The sequence below is a fragment of the Streptomyces sp. E-08 genome, from assembly GCF_049913095.1.
In the GTDB taxonomy this organism is placed as follows: domain Bacteria; phylum Actinomycetota; class Actinomycetes; order Streptomycetales; family Streptomycetaceae; genus Streptomyces.
Genome location: NZ_CP183971.1, coordinates 4,410,657 through 4,430,735, shown reverse-complemented (window position 1 = coordinate 4,430,735; position 20,079 = coordinate 4,410,657). Strand labels below are relative to the sequence as shown.

The following is a 20,079-nucleotide window of genomic DNA, read 5'->3' as shown; positions in this document are numbered from 1 at the left end:
GCGCCGGGTCAGGCCGCTGCTCGCCGGGTCAGGTCGTAGAAGGTGGCTCCGTCGACCGTGACCTTCTCGAAGGTCTCCGACACCCAGGTGGAGATCTCGGAGTCGCCGCCGGGACCGCCGAACCCGCCGCGGCCGCCCTCGCCTTCACCGGCGGACTCGCCCCCACCGATGAAGTAGTGGATCCTCCCCTCGGCGACGTAATCCTTGAACCGGTCGAGCGTCGGGGACGGGTCGCTGCCGTTGAAGCCGCCGATCGCCATGACCGGCTTCTCCGTGGCGAGCTGGTAGCTGGCGGCGTTCTGCGCGCCGACCGTGGCCGCGACCCAGGTGTACGCGTCGGCGTCCGCGAGCAGGGCGGCCTTCGCCTCCGTACCGACACGGGCGCCGTTGAGCAGGCCGCCCATGCCGCCGCCTCCGCCTCCCTCACCTCGGGTCATGCCCTGGGGCGGGGTGCCGCCGGGGAAGCCGCCCCCCTGGCCCTGACCACCCGGCATCTGGCCGCCCTGCCCCCCCGGCATCTGCCCACCGGGCAACTGGCCCCCCTGGCCGCCGGGCATCTGGCCACCCTGGCCACCCGGCGGCATCATCCCGGTGCCCTCGAAGAGCCGGCCGCCGCCCGGGCCACGGCCGCCCATCGCGCCGCCCGCCGGGCCCGCCGTCACGATCGAGCCCTGGTGACCGGCGTCCACCGTCGCCAGGGTGTACGCGAACGGCCCCGCGAGCCCCGCCGCCAGGCCGAGGCCCGCCGCCGCGAGCCCGAGCCGCCGGTCGACCCGGCCCGCGAGGAGCAGCCCCGGCGCGGCCGCCGCACCCGTCACCAGGACCGCCCAGCGCAGCCACGGCAGCCACTCCGGCGTACGGCCCAGGAGCGTCCAGGCCCACCAGGCCGTCACCGCCACCGTCACCGCGAGCGCCGCCGAGGCGAGCCACCGCGTGCGCTCCTCCCACAGCACCGCCGCGCCCATGCCGACGAGCGCCGCGAGGTACGGGGCCAGGGCCACCGTGTAGTACTCGTGGAAGATGCCGGCCATGAAGCTGAACACGGCGAGCGTCATCAGGAGCGCGCCGCCCCACACCAGGAACGCGGAGCGCGCCGTGTCCGTCCGGGGCGCCCGCCAGGTGACCACGAGCCCCGCGACGAGCAGGATCAGCGCGGCCGGCAGCAGCCAGGAGACCTGACCGCCGACCGAGTCGTTGAACATCCGGACGATGCCGGTCTCGCCCCAGCGGCCCCCGCCCGCGCCACCGCCGGGCCCGCCCCCGCCGCCGACGCTGCCGGTCTCGTCGCCGTTGATGCGGCCGAGGCCGTTGTAGCCGAAGGTCAGCTCCAGGAAGCTGTTGTTCTGCGAGCCTCCGACGTACGGGCGGGACGACGCCGGCCACAGCTCGACCAGGGCCACCCACCAGCCCGCCGAGACGAGCATCGCGAGCCCGCCGAGACCCAGCCGGCCGAGCCGCCGCGCGAATCCGCCGGGCGCGCACACCAGGTACACGAGCGCGAGCGGCGGCAGGATCAGGAAGGCCTGGAGGGTCTTCGCGAGGAACGCGAAACCGAAGGCCACTCCCGCCCACACCAGCCACTTCGCGGCGCCCCGCTCCTGCTCCAGGGCGCGCAGCACGCAGTACACCGCGACCGTCATGAGCAGCGCGAGCAGCGCGTCCGGGTTGTTGAAGCGGAACATCAGCGCGGCGACCGGCGTCAGCGCGAGGACCGCGCCCGCGACCAGGCCCGCGCCCGCGCCGAACCGGCGGCGCACGGCCGCGTAGAGCACGGCGACCGTGCCGACGCCCATGAGCACCTCGGGCACGAGGATCTGCCAGGAGCCGAGCCCGAAGAGGCGGACGGACAGCGCCATCGGCCAGAGTGCGGCCGGCGGCTTGTCGACGGTGATGGCGTTGGCCGCGTCGAGCGAGCCGAAGAAGAAGGCCTTCCAGCTCTCGCCGCCCGCCTGCACGGCGGCGGAGTAGAAGGAGTTGGCGTAGCCGGAGGCGCTCAGGTTCCACAGGTAGAGCAGCGCGGTGGCGGCGAGCAGACCGAGGAAGGCGGGCCGGACCCAGGGGGCGTCCTCGGCGCGTCCGCGCCACAGCCGGGCGGCCCGGCCGGGGTGGGGCGCCGCGGGGACGGCGGTGGACAGGGTGGTCATCGTTCGTTCCTTGAGGTCGGCCGCTCGGGGAACACCCAGAGCCGGAAGAGGAGGAAGCGCAGGACGGTCGCGGCGAGGTTGGCGACGATCAGGACGGCGAGCTCGGTGGAGTGCGCCGGATCGCCGGTCGCCGCGCCGAGGGCGGCGAGCGAACCGCTGGTCAGGGCGAGGCCGATGGCGAACACCACGAGGCCCTGCGCCTGGTGGCGGACGGCCCGGTCCCGGCCCCGTACGCCGAAGGTGAGGCGCCGGTTGGCCGCCGTGTTCGCGACGGCGGAGACGAGGAGTGCGCCGGCGTTGGCGAGCTGCGGGCCGACGCCGAGGCGGAAGGCCGAGTACAGCGCGAGGTAGAAGAGCGTGGACAGGACCCCGACCACGCAGAAGCCGACGAGCTGGCGGGCGAGACCGCCCGGCACGCCGTTCAGCTCGCGGTCCCGGGGGTCGTCGCCGAAGGGCCGGGCGAGCCGGTCGAGCGGCAGCGAACCGGTCGCGAGGGCCCGCCCCACCCGCCACACGCCCTTCAGGTCGTCCGTCGCGGTCCGCACGATGTGGACCGTCGAGTCGGGGTCGTCGACCCAGTCGACCGGCACCTCGTGGATGCGCAGCCCGGCCCGCTCGGCGAGGACCAGCATCTCGGTGTCGAAGAACCAGCCGGTGTCCTCGACCATCGGGAGCAGCCGCTCGGCGACCTCACGCCGTATGGCCTTGAAGCCGCACTGCGCGTCGGAGAACCGCGCGGCGAGCGAGGAGCGCAGGATCAGGTTGTAGGCGCGCGAGATGAACTCCCGCTTCGGCCCGCGCACCACCCGCGAGGAGCGGGCGAGCCGGGAGCCGATCGCCAGGTCCGAGTGCCCGGAGATGAGCGGCGCGACCAGCGGGAGCAGCGCGTTGAGGTCGGTGGACAGGTCCACGTCCATGTAGGCGAGGACGGGCGCGTCCGAGGCGGACCACACCGTCCGCAGCGCCCGGCCGCGGCCCTTCTGCTCCAGACGGACGGAACGCACCTCGGGGACCTCGGCCGCGAGGGCGGCGGCGACGGCGGGCGTCGTGTCGGTGGAGGCGTTGTCCGCGACGGTGATGCGGAAGCCGTAGGGGAAGGTCCTGAGGAGGTGCTCGTGGAGCCGGCGGACGCACGGCTCCAGGTCCTTCTCCTCGTTGTAGACGGGGATCACCACGTCCAGGACGGGCCGTCCGGCGACGTTCACCGGCAGGTGCTCCCGGGCGGGAAGGGCTTCCCCGAGGGTTTGGGTTCGCATGACAGGGACCCTCCCGGGCCGCGCTGTCACGGCTGTGTGATCAGCCTGTGCCCCGCCTGTGAGTCCTGTGCGGCGTCCTCGGCTGCGTGCGCTGCGGGCAGCCGGACGGTGAAGACCGTCCGCCCCGGGGCGGACCGGACCGTCACGTCACCGCCGTGCGCGAGCACGACCGCGCGGACGATGGCGAGGCCGAGGCCGGTGGATCCGGCGTGCCGGGAGCGCGAGGCGTCACCGCGCGCGAAGCGTTCGAAGACGGCGGGGAGCAGTTCGGGCGCGATGCCGGGGCCGTCGTCCTCGACGTCCACGAACACCGTCGTGCCCTCGGTGCGGACGCGCGCGGTGACCTTGGTGCCGGGCGGGGTATGGGTACGGGCGTTGGCGAGGAGGTTGACCAGGACCTGCTGGAGCCGGGCGCCGTCGGCCCGTACGAGGGCGTCGTGCTCGGGAAGTTCGAGGCGCCAGTGGTGGTCGGGTCCCGCCGCGCGGGCGTCGCTGACGGCGTCCACGACGAGCGGGACGAGGTCGGTGGTCTCGTACGCGAGGGGCCGGCCGGCGTCGAGCCGGGCGAGCAGGAGGAGGTCCTCGACCAGGCCCGTCATCCGGGTCGCCTCGGACTCGATCCGGCCGAGGGCGTGCCGGGTGTCGGGCCCGCACTCCTCGCGGCCGCGCCGGGTGAGCTCCGCGTATCCCCGGATCGAGGCGAGCGGGGTGCGCAGCTCGTGGCTGGCGTCCGCGACGAACTGCCGGACCCGGGTCTCGCTCTGCTGGCGGGCGTCGAGGGCCGAATGGACGTGGTCGAGCATCCGGTTGAGGGCCGCTCCGACCTGGCCCACCTCGGTGCGCGGGTCGGCTTCCGCCTCCGGGACGCGCTGATGGAGCGCCACCTCCCCGCTGTGCAGCGGGAGTCGCGTGACCTGGCGGGCGGTGGCGGCGACCCGCCGCAGCGGGCGGAGGGCGACCCGGACGAGCACGGTCCCGGCGAGCAGGGCGGCGACGAGGCCGGCGCCGGTGACGCTCACCTCGACGAGGACGAGGGTCGAGAGCGCGTCCTCGACCCCGGTGAGGGGAAGGCCTATGAGGAACGTGCCGTTGCCCCCGGTGGCGTACGCGACCCGGTACGCGCCGAGCCCGCCGGGCAGGTCAACGGTGTGCGGCCGGTCGTCACGGGGGACGGCGACGAGCGCGGCCAGCTGAGCCGCGTCGAACCCCTTGATCCGGAACTTCGTTCCGTACCCGCCGTTGTCCGCGGCCTCCGCCTGGTATCCGGCGGAGGCGACGCCGTCGGCCGTGAAGTAGACCCCGAGCGTGCCGCGCGGCGTCCCCGGCCCGATGACGAAGCCGAGCGGATCCCGTTCCCGCACCTCATCGGGCACGGGCCCGGGCATGGCGACCGGCGGACCGGCGGCCCGGTGTGCGACGGCCTGTACCTGCTCGTCGGCCTGGTCGTACAGGTACGAGCGGAACGCGATCGTCGTCACCGTGCCGATCACGGTCGCGACGACCGCGATCAGCGCGACCGCCGAGACGACGAGCCGTGTCCGCAGCGACCACGGCCGCCCCCGTCGCAGACGCAGAGGCAGAGGCAGACGCACGGGCGCTACTCCCCCGGCTTGATCAGGTAACCCGCCCCGCGCCGGGTGTGGATCATCGGCGAGCGACCGGCGTCGATCTTCCGGCGCAGGTAGGAGATGTAGAGCTCGACGACGTTGGCCTGGCCGCCGAAGTCGTACGACCAGACCCGGTCGAGGATCTGCGCCTTGCTGAGCACCCGGCGGGGATTACGCATGAGGTACCGCAGCAGCTCGAACTCCGTCGCCGTGAGGTGGATGGAGTCGCCGCCGCGGGTGACCTCGTGGCTGTCCTCGTCGAGGATCAGGTCCCCCACGGCGAGCAGGGACTCGCTGCGCGTCTGCGCGGCCCCGGACCTGCGGATGAGGCCGCGCAGCCGGGCCACGACCTCCTCCAGGCTGAAGGGCTTGGTGACGTAGTCGTCCCCGCCGGCGGTGAGCCCGGCGATGCGGTCCTCGACGGCGTCCTTCGCCGTCAGGAACAGCACGGGGACGTCGGGCAGCTCGCGGCGGATCGAGCCGAGGAGGCTCAGTCCGTCGACGTCCGGGAGCATGATGTCGAGGATGACGACGTCGGGCCGGAACTCGCGCGCGGAGCGGAGTGCGGCGGCCCCGTCACCCGCGCTGCGGACCTGCCAGCCCTCGTAGCGCAGGGCCATGGAGAGCAGCTCGGCGAGCGAGGCCTCGTCGTCGACGACGAGGACCCGGACGGCGGTTCCGTCGGCGCGGAGCATGTCGGCGTGGGTGCCGGTGCGGCGTGTGGTGACGGTCATGGCACCACGGTGTCCGCCGCCGCTGAGAGGCCTCTTGCCCTTTCCTGTGAATTCCCTGAGAAAGGGAAGGCACCGGGCGGAGGATCAAGGTTTCACGTGAAACAGGGCGGCTCCGTTCTCGTAGAGGACCCGCCGGAGCCAGTCGTCCCCGAGCCCGAGCCGGTCGAGGGCGTGGAGCTGGTGGACGTACGGGTAGGGGATGTTCGGGAAGTCCGAGCCGAGCAGGATCCGGTCGCCGAGGTCGACGAGCCGCGTGCGCTCGGCCCCGGGGAAGGGCGCGAGCCGCTCGCTGAAGTCCGTGAAGGCCATGGTGGTGTCGAGGTGGACGCCCTCGTACCGCTGGGCCAGGTCGAGGAAGTCGCCGTACTCCGGCATCCCCATGTGGGCGACGATCACCCGCAGTCGGGGGTACCGGGCGAGCAGCCGCCCCATGGGCCCGGGGCCGGTGAAGTTCCCCGGGCTCGGACCGGAGCCGCAGTGCACGACGACGGGGGTGCCGCTGTCCTCAAGTGCGCCCCAGGAGCCGTCGAGCTCAGGGACGTTCGGGTCGAAGTCGCCGACCTGGAGGTGCACCTTGAAGACCTGGGCGCCGGCGTCGAGCGCCTGGTGGACGTACGCGTCGACGCCGGGCTCCGGGAAGAGCGTCGCCGTGTGCAGACAGTCGGGGGTGCGGGCCGCGAAGTCGGCGGCCCAGGAGTTCAGCCAGGCGGCCATGCCGGGCTTGTGCGGGTAGAGCATCGCGGTGAAGGCGACCACCCCGAAGCCGCGCAGGAGGGCGAGCCGGCGCTCCTCCTCCTCGCGGTAGGTGATGGGCCATTCCACGCCGGTGAGGGGCCCGACGGCGTCGAAGTACGCCCAGACCTTGTCGAGGACGTTCTGCGGCATGAAGTGCGTGTGCACGTCGACGAGTCCGGGGATGTCGAGCCGCGCCACCAGCCCGTCGATGCCGAGCCGCGACGACTGCCCGTCGGCGTCGAGCCGCGACGACTGCTCGTCCCTGTCACTCGCGCTCATAGCCGTAGCTCCGCTCGACCTTGCCGATGTGGACGCTGTAGCTGTCGTACCAGTGCTTCCGGCCGTGCGCCTTGGCTGCCTGGTGCTCGGTGTGGAGGCGCCAGGCGTCCAGGGACTCCAGGTCGCGGAAGTAGGCGACGGTGATGCCGATGCCGCCGGGGGTACGGGCGGACTCGTAGCCGAGGAAGCCGGGGACGTCCCGGACGATCTCCTGCATCCGGGTGGACGTCTCGGCGTAGCCCTCGGGGGCGTCGGGACGGACGGAGGTGAACACGGCGGTGTAGTAGGGCGGTTCGAGGCCCGCCACCAGCTTCGGGGTCATGTGATCACCCTCGCCGGGGCGACGGCGGGATGTCCACGGCGGCCGGGCAAAGGGATCCAAGACTTTACGAAGCGGGACCCGGGACCTCAGAAGAGCCCTTCCTGCGCGCTCTCGGCCACGGGCGCCACCGCGGTCACCGGCACCGAGAAGCCGTCCTCCTCCCCCGCGGCCTCCAGGATCCAGCCGCCCATGAGCCGCGTGTCCAGCGCGAGACAGCACCCGTCGGGAGCGAGGAGGTGCAGGTCGGGACCGGCGGCGGCGAGCAGCCGCCCGGTCACGACGCCGCCGCCTACGAGCTCGGTCACCGTGCCGTCGAGACGGGTCAGCCCGTCGAGGTGGAACGCCCCCGCGTGGTCCCGCGCGGCGAACTCCAGCGGCTCCAGGGTCTCCGTCCAGCCCCCGACCGCCCGCGCGCGCCGGTACAGCTCCTCGACCTCACGGGCCCGCTCCGGGGCGGGCGGCAGGGCGTGCCGGGCGGCCCGCTTCCGCTCGTACGCCACCCGGTCGGGCACGCCGAGGGCCTGCCGCAGCACCTCCTCGGTGCGCCGGGCGGCCATCAGCGGGCCCCGGCCGAGCCAGCTGAACGCCACGGCACCCTGCTCCAGGAGCCGGGCCTCGCCACGGGCCTCGGCGGTGATCCCGACCTTGGTCATCCCGGGCCCGAACCAGGCCAGGTACACGCGGTACGGCTGCGGGTCGTCGGCGATCGTGTCGGCCGCGACGGAGTGGGCCCGGTCGAGCCGCGCGCACTCCGGGCACCGCCCGCCGGTGGCGCGGCCGGGCACGACGGCCTCCAGCGGGCACGGGTTGCCGCGCGCCCCGGGGCACCGCCGGACCCCGACGGCCCGGAAGGCGAGCCGCTGCCCGTACGTCAGCGCGCTGACCTTCCCGCCCCGCCACCGCAGGCCGGGCACCCCGCCGGCCCAGCCGATCCCCCGGCACCACCACTCCACGCGCGCGCCTCTCTACCCTGCTTCGGTGTCCAGTCTCCGCCACATCCGCTTCCAGTCCCCGACCAGGAGCCCCCGGGGCCACCACCCCGGCGTGTTCGGCCTGGCCAACGCGCTGGCCCGGGAGGGAAGGCTCTCCCCCGGGGAATGGGCGATCTGGCGCGCCTCGAACGACTGGTACGACGCGCACTTCCCCGACCCGACGTCGGTGGACCCGACGGTCTACGACCCCGCGGTGAACCCGGGGGCCGCCGCCTGGTTCCGGCCCTCGGCGACCGAGGCGCTGGCCCGGGTCGCCCCGTACCTGCGCATCCTGCGGGACCACGGCGTCCCCTGCGTACGCCTGGAGTCGGCGGACCCGGGGCGGATCGTCTACGCGGACGCGTACCAGGTGGTGGCGGTGGAACGGGCCCGCCGGGACGGAGGAGGTCAGGGCAGCACATAGATGCGGGTCCCGTCCGGGGCCGGGGTGCCCACCTCGCGCATGCAGCCCCGTTCGAGCAGGAGGCGGACGCAGTCCCGGACGCGCTCGCCGGAGAGGCCGGTGCGGCGGGTGACGTCCTGCGGTCGATAACGCACCCCGCCCCGTACCAGCCCGGGCGCCAGGCACGAGGCCACTGTCCGCATGTCCCCGGTGATGGCCCAGGACTCCACGAGCTCCTGCGGGGTGAGCGCGACGGCGGCGCCGGTGCGCTGGCGGGGCACGGCGAGGCGCTCCAGGGAGTCGGCGACCCTGGAGAGACTCTGCCGCGTCTCGCGGAGCAGCTCCGCGTACTCGACGTGCTCGGTGTACGGGGCGGCCCGCTCGTCGAAGCTCCCCTCAAGACGTACGAGGACGTCGACGAGCTCCGGCGGCAGCAGGTACCCGGAGTGCACCAGCGAGGGTTCGAGCCCGTATCCGCCGTACCTCTGCACCGCCGCCACGATCCCCGCCGTCCACGCCCGGAACGGCCCGGCCTCCGGTCTGCGGCACGCCCCGACGAGCTGGACGAGCCCCTCCAGACTCACCATCCGGGTCGAGGCCCGGATCCCGGCGGACCGTCCGGGGAAGCCCTCGCCCCCGCCGAGGTCCCGCGCGGCCGCCAGGTGCTCCTCGGGGAGCGTCACGGTCCGCAGCGCCTCCCGCGTCCCCGCGTACCCCAGCCGTTTCGCCACGTCCACCACCGGGAACCAGTGGGCCCCGTCCGGGGCGGTGAGCCGCCGCAGGCGCGCTCCGGTGGCGACGTACGCCAGGTCATCGATGTCGATCGCGTCCATCGATCATCACCTCCGCCTCGCAAGCTAGGCCGAGGGCATATTCAACTGACATGCAAATCAGACAGGTTCACCCAAAAGGGGAGGGTTCTCGGCGATTCCCCCGAGAACCCTCCCCTCCACCGGCCTACTTGGCGACGAACTGCGTGAGGATCGCCTGCACCTCGTAGATGTCGACACCCTTGGTGAAGGTCTTCGTGACCGGCAGTTGCGTGCCCGAGATCCAGATCTTCAGCTCGGCGTCCAGGTCGAACGTGCCGGCCGTCTCGACGGCGAAGTGCGTGATGCTCCGGTACGGGATCGAGTGGTACTCGACCTTCTTGCCGGTGATGCCCTGCTTGTCGACGAGCACGAGCCGCCGGTCGGTGAAGAAGACCGTGTCGCGGATCAGCAGGTACGCGGCGTGCACCTGCTCCCCCTGCCCGAGCAGCCGCGCGAAGTCCTGCTGCGCCTGCGCCGGATCGATCGCGTGCGCGTTCCCGAAGAGCGCCATGCCCCAAACCCCCACATCCGATGAGAAAGAAAGATCATCCGACCCTAACGCCCACGCCGAACCGCCCGCCAGGCAAAGGCCCCACGGATCCGGCCGCACCCCAGGGACCCGCCGCTCCCCACGGATCCGGCCGCACCCCACGGACCTGCCGCTCCCACCCCGCCCGGACTAGGATCCGGACCATGGCCCTGACCATGAACGACGTCGACCGCTTCCAGGCCGCCAGGCCCCGCCTGGAGGCGATCGCGTACCGCCTCCTCGGCTCGGCGAGCGAGGCCGAGGACGCCGTGCAGGACACCTTCCTGCGCTGGCAGGCCGCCGACGTCGACCGCGTCGAGGTCCCCGAGGCCTGGCTGACGAAGGTCCTCACCAACCTGTGCCTCAACCAACTCGCCTCGGCCCGCGTCCGCCGCGAGACCTACGTGGGCGAGTGGCTGCCCGAGCCGCTCCTCGCCGGCGACCCGATGCTCGGCCCCGCCGACACCGCCGAGCAGCGCGAATCCGTCTCGTACGCGGTCCTCGCCGTCATGGAACGCCTCTCCCCCAACGAGCGCGCGGTGTACGTGCTGCGGGAGGCCTTCGACTACCCGCACCGGGAGATCGCCGAGATCCTCGACATCACCGAGGCCGCCTGCCAGCAGATCTACCACCGCGCGAAGAAGCACGTCGCCGCGGGCAGGGCCCGCACCGAGATCGACGAGGCCGAGGCCAGGCGGATCGTCGAGGAGTTCCTCGCGGCCGCCACCAGCGGCCGTACCGAACCGCTCGTACGACTGCTCACGGGCGACGCCGTCGCGATCGGCGACGGCGGCGGCAAGGTCCCGGCGCGCGCCAAGGCGTTCGAGGGCGCCCTCGCGGTCGCCACGTTCATGCGGGGCCTCTTCAAGCCCGGCATCGCCAAGCGCAAGGTGATCGGCGGCTCGCCCGACGTCTACGCCACGACCGCCAACGGCGTCCCCGCGCTGGTGGCGGTGCTCGACGGCCGGGTCGTCGGCATCATGTGCCTGGAGGTCACGGCGGACGGCATCACCGCCTTCCGCAACCAGGTGAACCCCGACAAGCTCGACCGCGCGACACGGCACTGGGCGGCGACGGACCACGGCGCCCCCCTGCTGGAAGCCGCCTTCTGACCCCCGCACGCGCCATGTGACCCACGTCACACTCCACTCCTGTCAGGAATCGTCGGGCTGCCCGGTTCAAGGGGCGAAACCGCGCGAGACAGGAGAAGGCACATGCAGCAGCACCGGATCGTCGTCCTCGGAGCCGGCTACACCGGAGCCATCGCCGCGGGACGCCTCGCCAAGCGGCTCCACCGCGAGGACGTCGCCATCACCCTCGTCAACGCCGAACCCGACTTCGTCGAGCGCGTCCGGCTGCACCAGCTCGCGGCCGGCCAGGACCTGAAGCCCCGCCCCTTCGGCGAGATGTTCGCGGGCACGGGCGTGGAACTGAAGCTCGCGAAGGTCACCGCCGTGGACGTGGACCGCAAGACGGTCACGGTCAGCGCCGCGAACAGCCCCGAGCACGAGGAACTGGCCTACGACACCCTCGTCTACGCCCTCGGCAGCGGCTGGAACACCCAGGGCGTCCCCGGCACCGCCGAACACGCCCACGAGATCTCCAGCCGCCCCGGAGCCCTCCGCCTCCGCGACCGCCTCGCCGCCCTGAAGGCCGGACAGTCCGTGGTCGTCGTCGGCGGCGGCCTCACCGGCCTGGAGGCCGCGACCGAGATCGCCGAGACCCGCCCCGACCTCGACGTCGCCCTCGCCGCCCGCGGCGCCCTCGGCGACTGGCTCTCACCCAAGGGGCGCCGGCACGTGCGGAAGGTCGTCGACGGCCTCGGCATCACGGCGCACGAGCACACCGCGGTCACGGCGGTCGACGCGGACGGCGTGACCACGGGCGACGGCACCACCCTCCCGGCCGCGGTCACCGTCTGGACCACCGGCTTCGCCGTCCACCCGATCGCCCGGGCCACCACCCTGGAGGTCACCGACACCGGCCAGATCGTGGTCGACGCGACGATGCGCTCGGTCTCCCACCCCGACGTGTACGCCGTCGGCGACGCGGCCCTCGCCATGGGCCCCGGCGACAAGCCGCTCCGCATGTCCTGCGCCTCGGGCACCCCCATGGCCTGGCAGGCGGCCGACGCCATCGCCGCCCGCCTCACCGGCGGGAAGCTCCCGACGACCGCGCCGCGCTACTTCAACCAGTGCATCTCGCTGGGCCGCAGGGAAGGCCTGATCCAGTACGTGACCGCCGACGACCGCTCGGTCCGCGCGGCCCTCACCGGCCGGTTCGCCGCCGGCTACAAGGAACTGATCTGCAAGGGCGCGGCCTGGGGCGTCGCCAACCCGACGATGGGCATCCCGACCCGCCGCCGCCGCGTCCTGCCCACCCCGGCCAGGGCCACGGCCTGACCCGAAAGCCCAACTCCCCCAGATCCGTAGGATCTGATCCCGCGAAAGCCAGGAACCCGAAACGGGGGGGGGAGACATGGGAACTCCACAACGGAAGCGCGGCGGCCAGGGCCCACGGCCGGGTCGCCGCGCATCGCGAGCCCTGCTGCTCGCGGCGACCGCGATCACCGCCGGAGCCTTGGGAGCGGCCGGCACGCTGCTCCAGCAGTGGATCACCGCACCGGACACGTCGGCGGTGGACGCACAGGCAGCCGAGATCGCCGAGGACCTGCGAGGCTCCTTGAACGCGGGCTTCCACTCGGGCGGGCAGACCTACGGGGGCCAGTTCACGGAGGGGACGATCGCGGCCCACATCGAGTCGCACGGCGGAGTGTTGCTGAGCTCCGACACCGACGGGAACCGGGGCCCCGCCGATACCAACTCGGTGGAGGCGATGCTGGGACTGACACCGCCGAACGACGAAGGCGTCGCTGCGGGCACGTATCCGGTCCGCTGCTACCGCTACTCCTTCGGCACGGGCACGTACAGCGTGAAGCACGCGGGCATACCGTGCCCGACCACACGAACCGACGGCCGGCCGGGCAGCCTCGTGGCGCAGATGGGCGCACTGCTCACCCAGAGCCCGAGCGGCCCGGCCTCCCGACGGAGCCTGACGACGAAGGGCTACGCGCACACCCTCCAGGGCGCCATGGACTTCCTCGAGAAGCAGCAGCTGATCACCACGTCGGACAAGGTGACCGCGGCCAGGGGCCGACCCGCCGCCGACGGGGTGTACGTCCTGGCCCTGCGCATCAACGGCACCTGCCACTACCTCCGCATGGACCCCGCACCCACCGCAGCAGACCTGCGCCCCCTGTGGCCGGCCCCGGCCGACGAACAGCGGACGTGCGACACCCACCAGGCCACAACCGCCGCAACCCTCTACGGAACAAACCCCTCAGCCCTGGGATGACCCGCCCGACCGACGCCCACCATCGGCATCGACCTACGGCAACCGGAGCGGCAGCCGGGGCAGCACATGTCGGCCGGCCGGCCCTTGGGATCGTCACTGCCGTACGGCCCCGGAAACGCAAGAGGCCCGGACTCTCGTCCGGGCCTCTTGTCTGTGTGCACTCGGCAGGATTCGAACCTGCAACCTTCTGATCCGTAGTCAGATGCTCTATCCGTTAAGCTACGAGTGCTTGTTTTTAGTTCTTGTCTCCGCTTCCCGGCCCTTTCGGCCCGCTGTCCCGGCGACAGGAAGAACATTACATGACTGCCGCCGTCATGTGAAATCCATTCCCCCCACCCCTTGTGACCTGCGAAAACAACCTCGAGGGGGCTCGGTCGGGGCAGGGGTGCGGGCCGGGTGGGCGGGGGCGGAATCCGGGGAAAGAGACCGGGGTCACATCCTTCGCCGGGCGCGCGTCGCGCGGAAGCGGCGCGGAGTCCGTGGAGACGTTCCGGAACGGCCGAAGCCCCGGCCTTGGAGGCCGGGGCTTCGGTGTGGGCGGAGGCGGAGGGATTTGAACCCTCGATGGGCTTTAAGACCCAAACCGCATTAGCAGTGCGGCGCCATAGACCGGACTAGGCGACGCCTCCTCGCACCTCGCGCATACGCGGGTGGTGCGTGCAGATGATGACACAGACGAACCTGCTGTCACCAATCGATTCTCACCGTACTAGCCCTCCGGGGTTCAGGGCAAAGCCCTGCCGGCCCCGTCGTGCCGCACGGCGCGCCCTCCCCGCCCGGCGCACCCCCGCTTGCGCAACGCCTGCGCGCCCGGAGCGTTAGTAGGGGGCGGGCGCACCGCGCACCCGCGCTCGCCCCCCTCCCCGTGCTTCCCCTGCTTCCCGTGCTCCTGGAGATCCGCATGCTGCGCAGTCTCTTCCTCGCGTCCCTCGCCACCGCCGCCGTCGGGACCGCCGGCCTCGGTCCCCTGCCGCCGCTCGCCCTGTTCTCGTCGCCCGAGGCGCTGACGGTCACCGTCGAGAAGAGCGGCCACCCGACGGCCGACGGCACCTTCGACCTCACCTGTGACGGCCGTGCCGGGGGAAGTCACCCGGCCGCCCGGGACGCCTGCACGCGCCTGGACCAGCTGGCGAAGGAGGGCGGCGATCCGTTCCTGCCCGTCCCCGAGGACCAGATGTGCACCCAGGTGTACGGCGGGCCCGCCCTCGCCCATGTCAGCGGCACCTGGCAGGGCCGCCGGGTCGACGCCCACTTCTCCCGTGCGAACGGCTGCGAGATCTCCCGTTGGGAAAATCTGGAGCCATTGCTTCCCCTCGTCCGGGGGTGACCCCGGAGGCTCCCTTAGACTCCCCTCAGTGACAGGCTGCGGCCCGAGGGGCAAGATGGGGCCGGCCGGCCGATAGGGCGAGCACGTGCAGTGCGTCTGGGAGGAAGCGTCGTCGTGAGCAGCAGGCCATCCCGAGGCGCTGCTCGCCTCGCAGCCATACTCGACGCCCTCCCCGACGGCCTCGTGCTCGTCAACTGCAACGGCACGGTCGTCAACGCCAACACGATCGCCCTCGGCATGTTCGAGACGCCCGGCACCGCGCTCGTCGGGCGCGGACTGCTGGACCTGCTGCCCACCTTCGACTCGCGCCTCATCCCCGGCTCCATGCGCCTCCCGGACGGCGCCGACGAGCGGGGCCGCACCAAGCCGACCCGGATGATCGCCCGTCGCACGGACGGCTCCGAGTTCCCCGTCGAGGTGACCAGCGCCAGCCTGGAGGACGGCCGCGAGGCCTACGACTCGTACGGCGGCTACACCGGCGACGAGCTGCTCATGCTGGTCGTGCGGGACCTCACCGGGACCCTCGACACCGAGGCCGAACTCGCCCGCTCGCAGCGGCAGACCGAGATGATCCTGCGCGCCGCGGCCGAGGGCGTCGTCGGCACCGACACGGACGGTCGTGTCGTCCTCGTGAACCCCGCCGCCGCCCAGATCCTCGGCTACCGCGCCGGCGAGCTCGGCGGTCAGGAGCTGCACCCGCTGATCCTCGCCAAGCGCCCCGACGGCGAGCCCTTCCCGTACGAGGAGTCCCCGCTCGCCGACACCCTCAAGTCCGGCCGCAAGCACCGGGTCCGGGGGCAGGTCCTGTGGGCGAAGAAGGGCGACCGGGTGCCCGTCGACCTGACGACCGCTCCGGTACGGGACGGGGACCAGCTCGTCGGCGCGGTGATGACCTTCACCGACCGCAGGCCGTACGAACAGCTCGTCGAGGAGCACGCCGCCGAGCTCGCCGACCGCGCCGAGCGGCACGCGGCCGAGCGCGAGACGCAGGCGGAGAGGTACGCCTCCCTCGCCGCCCGCCACGAACAGCTGACCGCCGTCCTCGCCGAGTCGCTGCGCGGCCCCCTGGACGAGCTGCGCACCCAGCTGGGCACCCTCGCCGCCGACGACGCCGGGCAGCTGTGGCCCGAGGCCAACCAGGTCCTGCACCACCTGGCCGCCGGCTACGCCCGGATGACGGCCCTCGTCGACAACGTCCTCGGCTACCAGCGGCTCGACGCGGGGGACGAGGAGCTCGACAAGGCGGTGGTGCTGCTCGACGGGATCGTGTCCGGCGGCATCGACGGCGCCGTGGAGCTGATCGGGCCCGGGCGCGCCCAGTTCGCCGTGCACGCGCCGCCCATCGAGGCCGAGGTGGACGCGGCCCGGCTGACGACCGCGCTCGCGCACCTCGTCGCGGACGTCGCCGGCGTCGACGCGACCGGCAAGAGCAAGGCCGACCGGACCCCCAGCGACTCCACGATCGTCGTCGCGGCCGCACAGCGCGGTGACGTCGTACGCATCGAGGTCCGCGGCCCGTACGCGGGCGGCGATCCGGTGCACGGGCCCGTCGTGCGCGGCATCGTGGCGGCGCACGGCGGTGTCGTGCAGACCCACGAGGTGCCGGGGACGAGCGGCGGCGCGTACGTCCTGGAGGTGCCGGTCGGCGCGGGCCGCGGCACCGTGCCCGCCCCTGCGCAGGATCCGCGGGACGACGCGCCCTCGGGCCGCCGCGAGGCCCTCGCCCTGCCCGCACAGGCCTCGGGACCGGCCACGGGCCCTGACCACGGCCACGGCCACGGCCCCGGATCCGGCCTTGCGCTGGCCGCCGGGCCGGTTCCCGCTTCCGTCTCCGGGCCGGTTCCCGCTTCCGGCGCCGGGTCCGGTGCCGGTGCCGGAGTGGCTTCCGAGCCCGGGGCCGGCGCCGAGACCTCCGGTGGTGGGCGGCGGCGGGCCCGGCGCGGCTCGACCGACGCCTTCCTGGAGAGCGCGGTCGCGCCCGAGGCCGCCGGTGCCGAGCCGAGTGGGCGCCGCCGCGCCCGTACGGGAGAGACCGCCGGTCCCGCCGAGCTGATCCCCGCCCAGCAGAACGCCGCCGTGGACGCCGCCCTCCCGGTCCCGTCCGGCGCGCCCGCCCCCGTGGAGCCCACCGGGCGCCGTCGGGGCCGGCCCGCCGAGGGCTCCGTGGTGACGGCCGCCGAGGGCGCGCAGGGGCGTGCCGCGCTCGGCGCGGCCGTGCCGCCGCAGGGCGTGGCCGTCGAACCGGCCGGGGCTCCCGCGCCGGCCGCCCTCGCCCTGCCCGCCGTCGCCTCCCCGTCCGCCCCGGAGGAGGCTCCGGCGCAGCCGAGCGGCCGCCGCCGGCGCGCGCTGGCGGCCGCGCAGGAGCGGGCCGCCGCGGCCGAGGCCGGGCCCCGCACCCCGTTCGCGCTGCCGCCCGCCGACGCCGACCGTGACGCCGAGGCGCCGCTCCCCGCCGCCCCCGTGGCCGGCCCGCTGCCCGTCTCCGACGAGGGCCGGCACGAGGCCGTGCGCGGTGTCCCGGACGCCGACCACACGCCGCCGCAGCCCCATCCGCAGCCCCATCCCCAGCCCCGCCGGCAGGCCGAGACGGCTACGGCGGCGACGGCGGCGGTCGAGCCGACCGGGCGGCGCCGGGCCGTGGCGCTCCCGCCGGAGCCCGCAGCGGAGTCCCAGGAAGCGCCCCGGACCGGCACCGGTTCCGTACCGCTGCCGCCCGAGCTGCCGATGCCGGTGACGGTGTCGAAGGACTCCACCCAGGGGAGGGCGTTCAGCGTCCGTACCCTCGGGCAGGGCGTCCCCTTCGTCCCGCCGGCCCCGCCCGCCCCGACGGCCGCTCCGGCCGCCCCCGGTGCCCCCGCAGGGCCCTCCAACGGTTCGGGGCGCCGCCGCAGGCTCGCCACCCCGCCCGAGGTCGACCCGCCGGTCCCGGCCGCGCTCGCCGCGCCCGCCCCGGCGACCGAGGCCAGGCCGCACCCCCAGCCGACGGCGCCGGCGCCTTCGCCGCACGACACCCCGGCCGAGGGCCGCGCGTACGCCATAGGAGCACCCGCCGAGGGCTCCGCCGAGGGGCCCGAGCCGCTCGACGGCCCGGGCGGCGCGGTCGAGGTCGCCAACCGGCCCGCCCCGCGTCCCGTCGACGACGAGCTGCCCCCGGAGCCCCTCGACAACCCCCGCCGGCTGCTCGTCTGGCCCGCGCCCGACGTCTCCACCCAGCAGGCGCTGAGCGACCGCGGCTACCGGCCGGTGATCGTGCACTCCCGCGAGGAGGTCGACGCGCAGATCGCCGCCTTCCCGGCGGCGCTCTTCGTCGACCCGCTGACCGGCCCCATCACCCGGACCGCACTGCAGTCGCTGCGTCAGGCGGCCGTCGCCGCCGAGGTGCCGGTGCTGCTGGCGGCCGGGCTCGGGCAGGCGACCCGGGAGGCGGCGTACGGCGCCGATCCGGCCGTACTCCTCAAGGCGCTGGCGCCGCGCGACAGCGAGCAGCACCCGTCCCGGGTCCTGCTGATCGAGGAGCACGACTCCATCGCGGAGGCGCTCGCGGCCACCCTGGAGCGGCGCGGGATGCAGGTCGCGCGGGCTGCCACGGACACGGAGGCGGTCACGCTGGCCACTCAGACCCGGCCGAACCTGGTGGTGATGGACCTGATGCAGGTGCGCCGCCGCCGGGCCGGGATCATCGACTGGCTGCGTGCGAACGGGCAGTTGAACCGCACTCCGCTCGTCGTCTACACCTCGGCCGACCTCGTCGAGGAGGAGCTGCCGAAGCTCGACTCCGGCGAGACGGTGCTGTTCCTCGCCGAGCGCGCGAACAGCACCGAGGTCCAGGCCCGGATCGTCGACCTGCTCGCGAAGATCGGCACCAACTAGGACACCGGCGCGAACGGGAACGGGGAGGGCCTCGGCCCTCCCCGTTCCCGTCCCGACAGGCCTTAGAGCTGGGTCACGTCCAGCTCGCCCTCCGCGTACTGCCTGCGGATGACCTTCTTGTCGAACTTGCCGACGCTCGTCTTCGGCACCGCCGGCACGATCGCCCACCGCTCCGGCAGCTGCCACTTCGCGATGCCGCCCTCGCCCGCGAGGAAGGCCCTCAGCGTCTCGTAGTCCGCCGCCTCGCCCTCCTTGAGGACGACGGTCGCGAGCGGACGCTCGCCCCACTTCTCGTCCGGCACCGCGACGACGGCGGCCTCGGCGACCGCCGGGTGCGCCATGAGGGCGTTCTCCAGGTCGACGCTGGAGATCCACTCGCCGCCCGACTTGATGACGTCCTTGGCGCGGTCGGTGAGGGTGAGGAAGCCGTCCGGGCTGATCACGCCGACGTCACCGGTCTTGAGCCAGCCGTCCTCGCTGAACTTGTCGGCGGGGCGGATCTCCTCGGCGCCGATGCCGCCGAAGTACGAGCCCGCGATCCAGGTGCCGCGCACCTCCAGCTCGCCCGCCGACTCCCCGTCCCAGGGGAGGTGCTCACCACCGGGGCCGACGAGGCGGGCCTCCACACCGGCGGGGAAACGTCCCTGCGTGACGCGGTACGGCCACTCCTCCTCGGCCGTGAGGCCGTGCGGCGGGTGGGCCATCGTGCCCAGCGGGGAGGTCTCGGTCATGCCCCAGGCGTGACAGAGGCGGACGCCGAGCCGGTCGTACGCCTCCATGAGGGAGGGCGGACAGGCGGCGCCGCCGATGGTGACCTGGGTCATCGAGGAGAGGTCGCGGGGGTTCGCGGTGACCTCGGCGAGCAGGCCCTGCCAGATGGTGGGGACGGCGGCCGCGTGGCTCGGCCGCTCGCGCTCGATCATGTCGGCGAGCGGGGCCGGCTGGAGGAAGCGGTCCGGCATGAGCATGTTGATGCCGGTCATGAAGGTGGCGTGCGGCAGGCCCCAGGCGTTGACGTGGAACTGCGGGACGACGACCAGGGTCGTGTCCTTGTCGGTGAGGGCCATCGACTCGGCCATGTTCACCTGCATGGAGTGCAGGTAGATCGAACGGTGCGAGTAGACGACGCCCTTGGGGTCGCCGGTGGTGCCGGAGGTGTAGCACATGGCGGCGGCCGTGCGCTCGTCCAGCTCGGGCCAGGCGTACGAGGTCGGGCGGCCGGCGATGAGCTCCTCGTACTCGTGGACGCGCGGGACCGCGCCGTCCAGGAGGGAGCGGTCGCCCGGGCCCGCGACGACGACGTGCTCGACCGTCGGCAGGTGCGGGAGCAGCGGGGCGAGGAGCGGGAGCAGGGAGCCGTTGACGAGGACGACCCGGTCGGCGGCGTGGTTGACGATCCACACCAGCTGCTCGGGGGGCAGACGGAGGTTGAGCGTGTGGAGCACCGCGCCCATGGAGGGGATCGCGAAGTACGCCTCGACGTGCTCGGAGTTGTTCCACATGAGGGTGGCGACGCGCTGGTCGCCGACGACGCCGAGTTCGTCGCGCAGGGCGTGGGCCAGCTGGTGCGCGCGCGTTCCGGCCTCCGCGAACGTGCGGCGCTGCGGCTCGGGCTCGCCCGTCCAGGTGGTGATGGTGGACTTCCCGTGGATCGTCATCCCGTGCTGGAGGATGCGGCTCACGGTCAGTTGTACGTCCTGCATGGTGCTGTACACGGGGCGTCCTCCCGGTGGGCG

16 protein-coding genes and 2 tRNA genes are annotated in these 20,079 nt (G+C 73.6%); 6 read left to right on the top strand and 12 right to left on the bottom strand.

Annotated elements, in window-relative coordinates:
* Positions 1 to 8: 8 nt before the first annotated feature.
* The 7 genes from ACN9MM_RS20315 to ACN9MM_RS20285 form a co-directional block, all read right to left on the bottom strand.
* The gene (locus ACN9MM_RS20315) at positions 9 to 2,144 is read right to left on the bottom strand and encodes a glycosyltransferase family 39 protein (RefSeq protein WP_426364944.1); all 2,136 of its coding nucleotides are present in this window, start codon (positions 2,142 to 2,144) and stop codon (positions 9 to 11) included.
* Positions 2,141 to 3,400, bottom strand: coding sequence for a glycosyltransferase (locus ACN9MM_RS20310; RefSeq protein WP_426364943.1), 1,260 nt, complete (start codon positions 3,398 to 3,400; stop codon positions 2,141 to 2,143). The genes ACN9MM_RS20315 and ACN9MM_RS20310 overlap by 4 nt, the downstream gene beginning before the upstream one ends.
* Positions 3,401 to 3,426: 26 nt before the next feature.
* Positions 3,427 to 4,992 (bottom strand): sensor histidine kinase, encoded by a 1,566-nt coding sequence (locus tag ACN9MM_RS20305; protein WP_426364942.1) that lies wholly within the window; start codon positions 4,990 to 4,992, stop codon positions 3,427 to 3,429.
* Between the two features lie 5 nt (positions 4,993 to 4,997).
* Positions 4,998 to 5,741 carry a response regulator transcription factor gene (locus tag ACN9MM_RS20300; RefSeq protein ID WP_382867590.1) on the bottom strand — a complete coding sequence of 248 codons (744 nt, stop codon included), beginning with the start codon at positions 5,739 to 5,741 and terminating at the stop codon, positions 4,998 to 5,000.
* Between the two features lie 84 nt (positions 5,742 to 5,825).
* Positions 5,826 to 6,755: an amidohydrolase family protein gene (locus ACN9MM_RS20295; RefSeq protein WP_426364941.1), complete on the bottom strand. Its 930-nt coding sequence runs from the start codon at positions 6,753 to 6,755 to the stop codon at positions 5,826 to 5,828.
* Entirely contained in the window at positions 6,742 to 7,077 is a 336-nt protein-coding gene (locus ACN9MM_RS20290; RefSeq protein ID WP_426364940.1) for an antibiotic biosynthesis monooxygenase family protein, read from the bottom strand. Before ACN9MM_RS20290 ends, ACN9MM_RS20295 begins: the two co-directional genes overlap by 14 nt.
* Before the next feature lie 86 nt (positions 7,078 to 7,163).
* Entirely contained in the window at positions 7,164 to 8,030 is an 867-nt protein-coding gene (locus ACN9MM_RS20285; RefSeq protein ID WP_426364939.1) for a DUF2797 domain-containing protein, read from the bottom strand.
* Between the two features lie 25 nt (positions 8,031 to 8,055).
* Here ACN9MM_RS20285 and ACN9MM_RS20280 point away from each other — a divergent pair, with 25 nt between their 5' ends.
* Positions 8,056 to 8,472 carry a hypothetical protein gene (locus ACN9MM_RS20280; RefSeq protein WP_426364938.1) on the top strand — a complete coding sequence of 139 codons (417 nt, stop codon included), beginning with the start codon at positions 8,056 to 8,058 and terminating at the stop codon, positions 8,470 to 8,472.
* Here the strand turns inward: ACN9MM_RS20280 and ACN9MM_RS20275 are convergent.
* The gene (locus tag ACN9MM_RS20275; RefSeq protein WP_426364937.1) at positions 8,457 to 9,284 is read right to left on the bottom strand and encodes a BRO family protein; all 828 of its coding nucleotides are present in this window, start codon (positions 9,282 to 9,284) and stop codon (positions 8,457 to 8,459) included. The genes ACN9MM_RS20280 and ACN9MM_RS20275 overlap by 16 nt on opposite strands.
* A gap of 124 nt (positions 9,285 to 9,408) precedes the next feature.
* Positions 9,409 to 9,774 (bottom strand): PH domain-containing protein, encoded by a 366-nt coding sequence (locus ACN9MM_RS20270; protein ID WP_382867579.1) that lies wholly within the window; start codon positions 9,772 to 9,774, stop codon positions 9,409 to 9,411.
* Positions 9,775 to 9,956: 182 nt separating this feature from the next.
* On the opposite strand from ACN9MM_RS20270, the gene ACN9MM_RS20265 reads away from it, so the two are divergent.
* From ACN9MM_RS20265 to ACN9MM_RS20255, 3 genes are all read left to right on the top strand, one after another.
* Positions 9,957 to 10,904 (top strand): RNA polymerase sigma-70 factor, encoded by a 948-nt coding sequence (locus ACN9MM_RS20265; RefSeq protein WP_426364936.1) that lies wholly within the window; start codon positions 9,957 to 9,959, stop codon positions 10,902 to 10,904.
* A 102-nt stretch (positions 10,905 to 11,006) separates the two neighbouring features.
* Positions 11,007 to 12,194 carry an NAD(P)/FAD-dependent oxidoreductase gene (locus tag ACN9MM_RS20260; RefSeq protein WP_426364935.1) on the top strand — a complete coding sequence of 396 codons (1,188 nt, stop codon included), beginning with the start codon at positions 11,007 to 11,009 and terminating at the stop codon, positions 12,192 to 12,194.
* Positions 12,195 to 12,270: 76 nt separating this feature from the next.
* A complete protein-coding gene (locus tag ACN9MM_RS20255) occupies positions 12,271 to 13,146 on the top strand; it encodes a hypothetical protein (protein ID WP_426364934.1) in 876 nt (291 codons plus the stop codon).
* Positions 13,147 to 13,302: 156 nt separating this feature from the next.
* Here the strand turns inward: ACN9MM_RS20255 and ACN9MM_RS20250 are convergent.
* A tRNA-Arg gene (locus ACN9MM_RS20250) sits at positions 13,303 to 13,375 on the bottom strand.
* 309 nt (positions 13,376 to 13,684) lie between these two features.
* Positions 13,685 to 13,775 (bottom strand) — tRNA-Ser (locus ACN9MM_RS20245).
* A 272-nt stretch (positions 13,776 to 14,047) separates the two neighbouring features.
* Here ACN9MM_RS20245 and ACN9MM_RS20240 point away from each other — a divergent pair.
* Together ACN9MM_RS20240 and ACN9MM_RS20235 are read left to right on the top strand one after the other, a co-directional pair.
* Positions 14,048 to 14,473 carry an SSI family serine proteinase inhibitor gene (locus ACN9MM_RS20240; protein WP_426368784.1) on the top strand — a complete coding sequence of 142 codons (426 nt, stop codon included), beginning with the start codon at positions 14,048 to 14,050 and terminating at the stop codon, positions 14,471 to 14,473.
* 114 nt (positions 14,474 to 14,587) lie between these two features.
* Positions 14,588 to 18,343, top strand: coding sequence for a PAS domain-containing protein (locus ACN9MM_RS20235; protein WP_426364933.1), 3,756 nt, complete (start codon positions 14,588 to 14,590; stop codon positions 18,341 to 18,343).
* A gap of 62 nt (positions 18,344 to 18,405) precedes the next feature.
* On the opposite strand, the gene ACN9MM_RS20230 is transcribed toward ACN9MM_RS20235, so the two are convergent.
* Positions 18,406 to 20,058, bottom strand: a complete 1,653-nt coding sequence (locus tag ACN9MM_RS20230) for a long-chain fatty acid--CoA ligase (protein WP_426364932.1) — start codon at positions 20,056 to 20,058, stop codon at positions 18,406 to 18,408.
* Positions 20,059 to 20,079: the final 21 nt, after the last annotated feature.

Excerpts from the sequence above, each read along its gene's own strand:
- ACN9MM_RS20290 (WP_426364940.1), bottom strand. The coding sequence starts at position 7,077 with ATGACCCCGAAGCTGGTGGCGGGCCTCGAACCGCCCTACTACACCGCC.
- ACN9MM_RS20260 (WP_426364935.1), top strand. The coding sequence starts at position 11,007 with ATGCAGCAGCACCGGATCGTCGTCCTCGGAGCCGGCTACACCGGAGCC.
- ACN9MM_RS20300 (WP_382867590.1), bottom strand. The coding sequence starts at position 5,741 with ATGACCGTCACCACACGCCGCACCGGCACCCACGCCGACATGCTCCGC.
- ACN9MM_RS20315 (WP_426364944.1), bottom strand. The coding sequence starts at position 2,144 with ATGACCACCCTGTCCACCGCCGTCCCCGCGGCGCCCCACCCCGGCCGG.
- ACN9MM_RS20310 (WP_426364943.1), bottom strand. The coding sequence starts at position 3,400 with ATGCGAACCCAAACCCTCGGGGAAGCCCTTCCCGCCCGGGAGCACCTG.
- ACN9MM_RS20255 (WP_426364934.1), top strand. The coding sequence starts at position 12,271 with ATGGGAACTCCACAACGGAAGCGCGGCGGCCAGGGCCCACGGCCGGGT.
- ACN9MM_RS20295 (WP_426364941.1), bottom strand. The coding sequence starts at position 6,755 with ATGAGCGCGAGTGACAGGGACGAGCAGTCGTCGCGGCTCGACGCCGAC.
- ACN9MM_RS20240 (WP_426368784.1), top strand. The coding sequence starts at position 14,048 with ATGCTGCGCAGTCTCTTCCTCGCGTCCCTCGCCACCGCCGCCGTCGGG.
- ACN9MM_RS20270 (WP_382867579.1), bottom strand. The coding sequence starts at position 9,774 with ATGGCGCTCTTCGGGAACGCGCACGCGATCGATCCGGCGCAGGCGCAG.
- ACN9MM_RS20275 (WP_426364937.1), bottom strand. The coding sequence starts at position 9,284 with ATGGACGCGATCGACATCGATGACCTGGCGTACGTCGCCACCGGAGCG.
- ACN9MM_RS20265 (WP_426364936.1), top strand. The coding sequence starts at position 9,957 with ATGGCCCTGACCATGAACGACGTCGACCGCTTCCAGGCCGCCAGGCCC.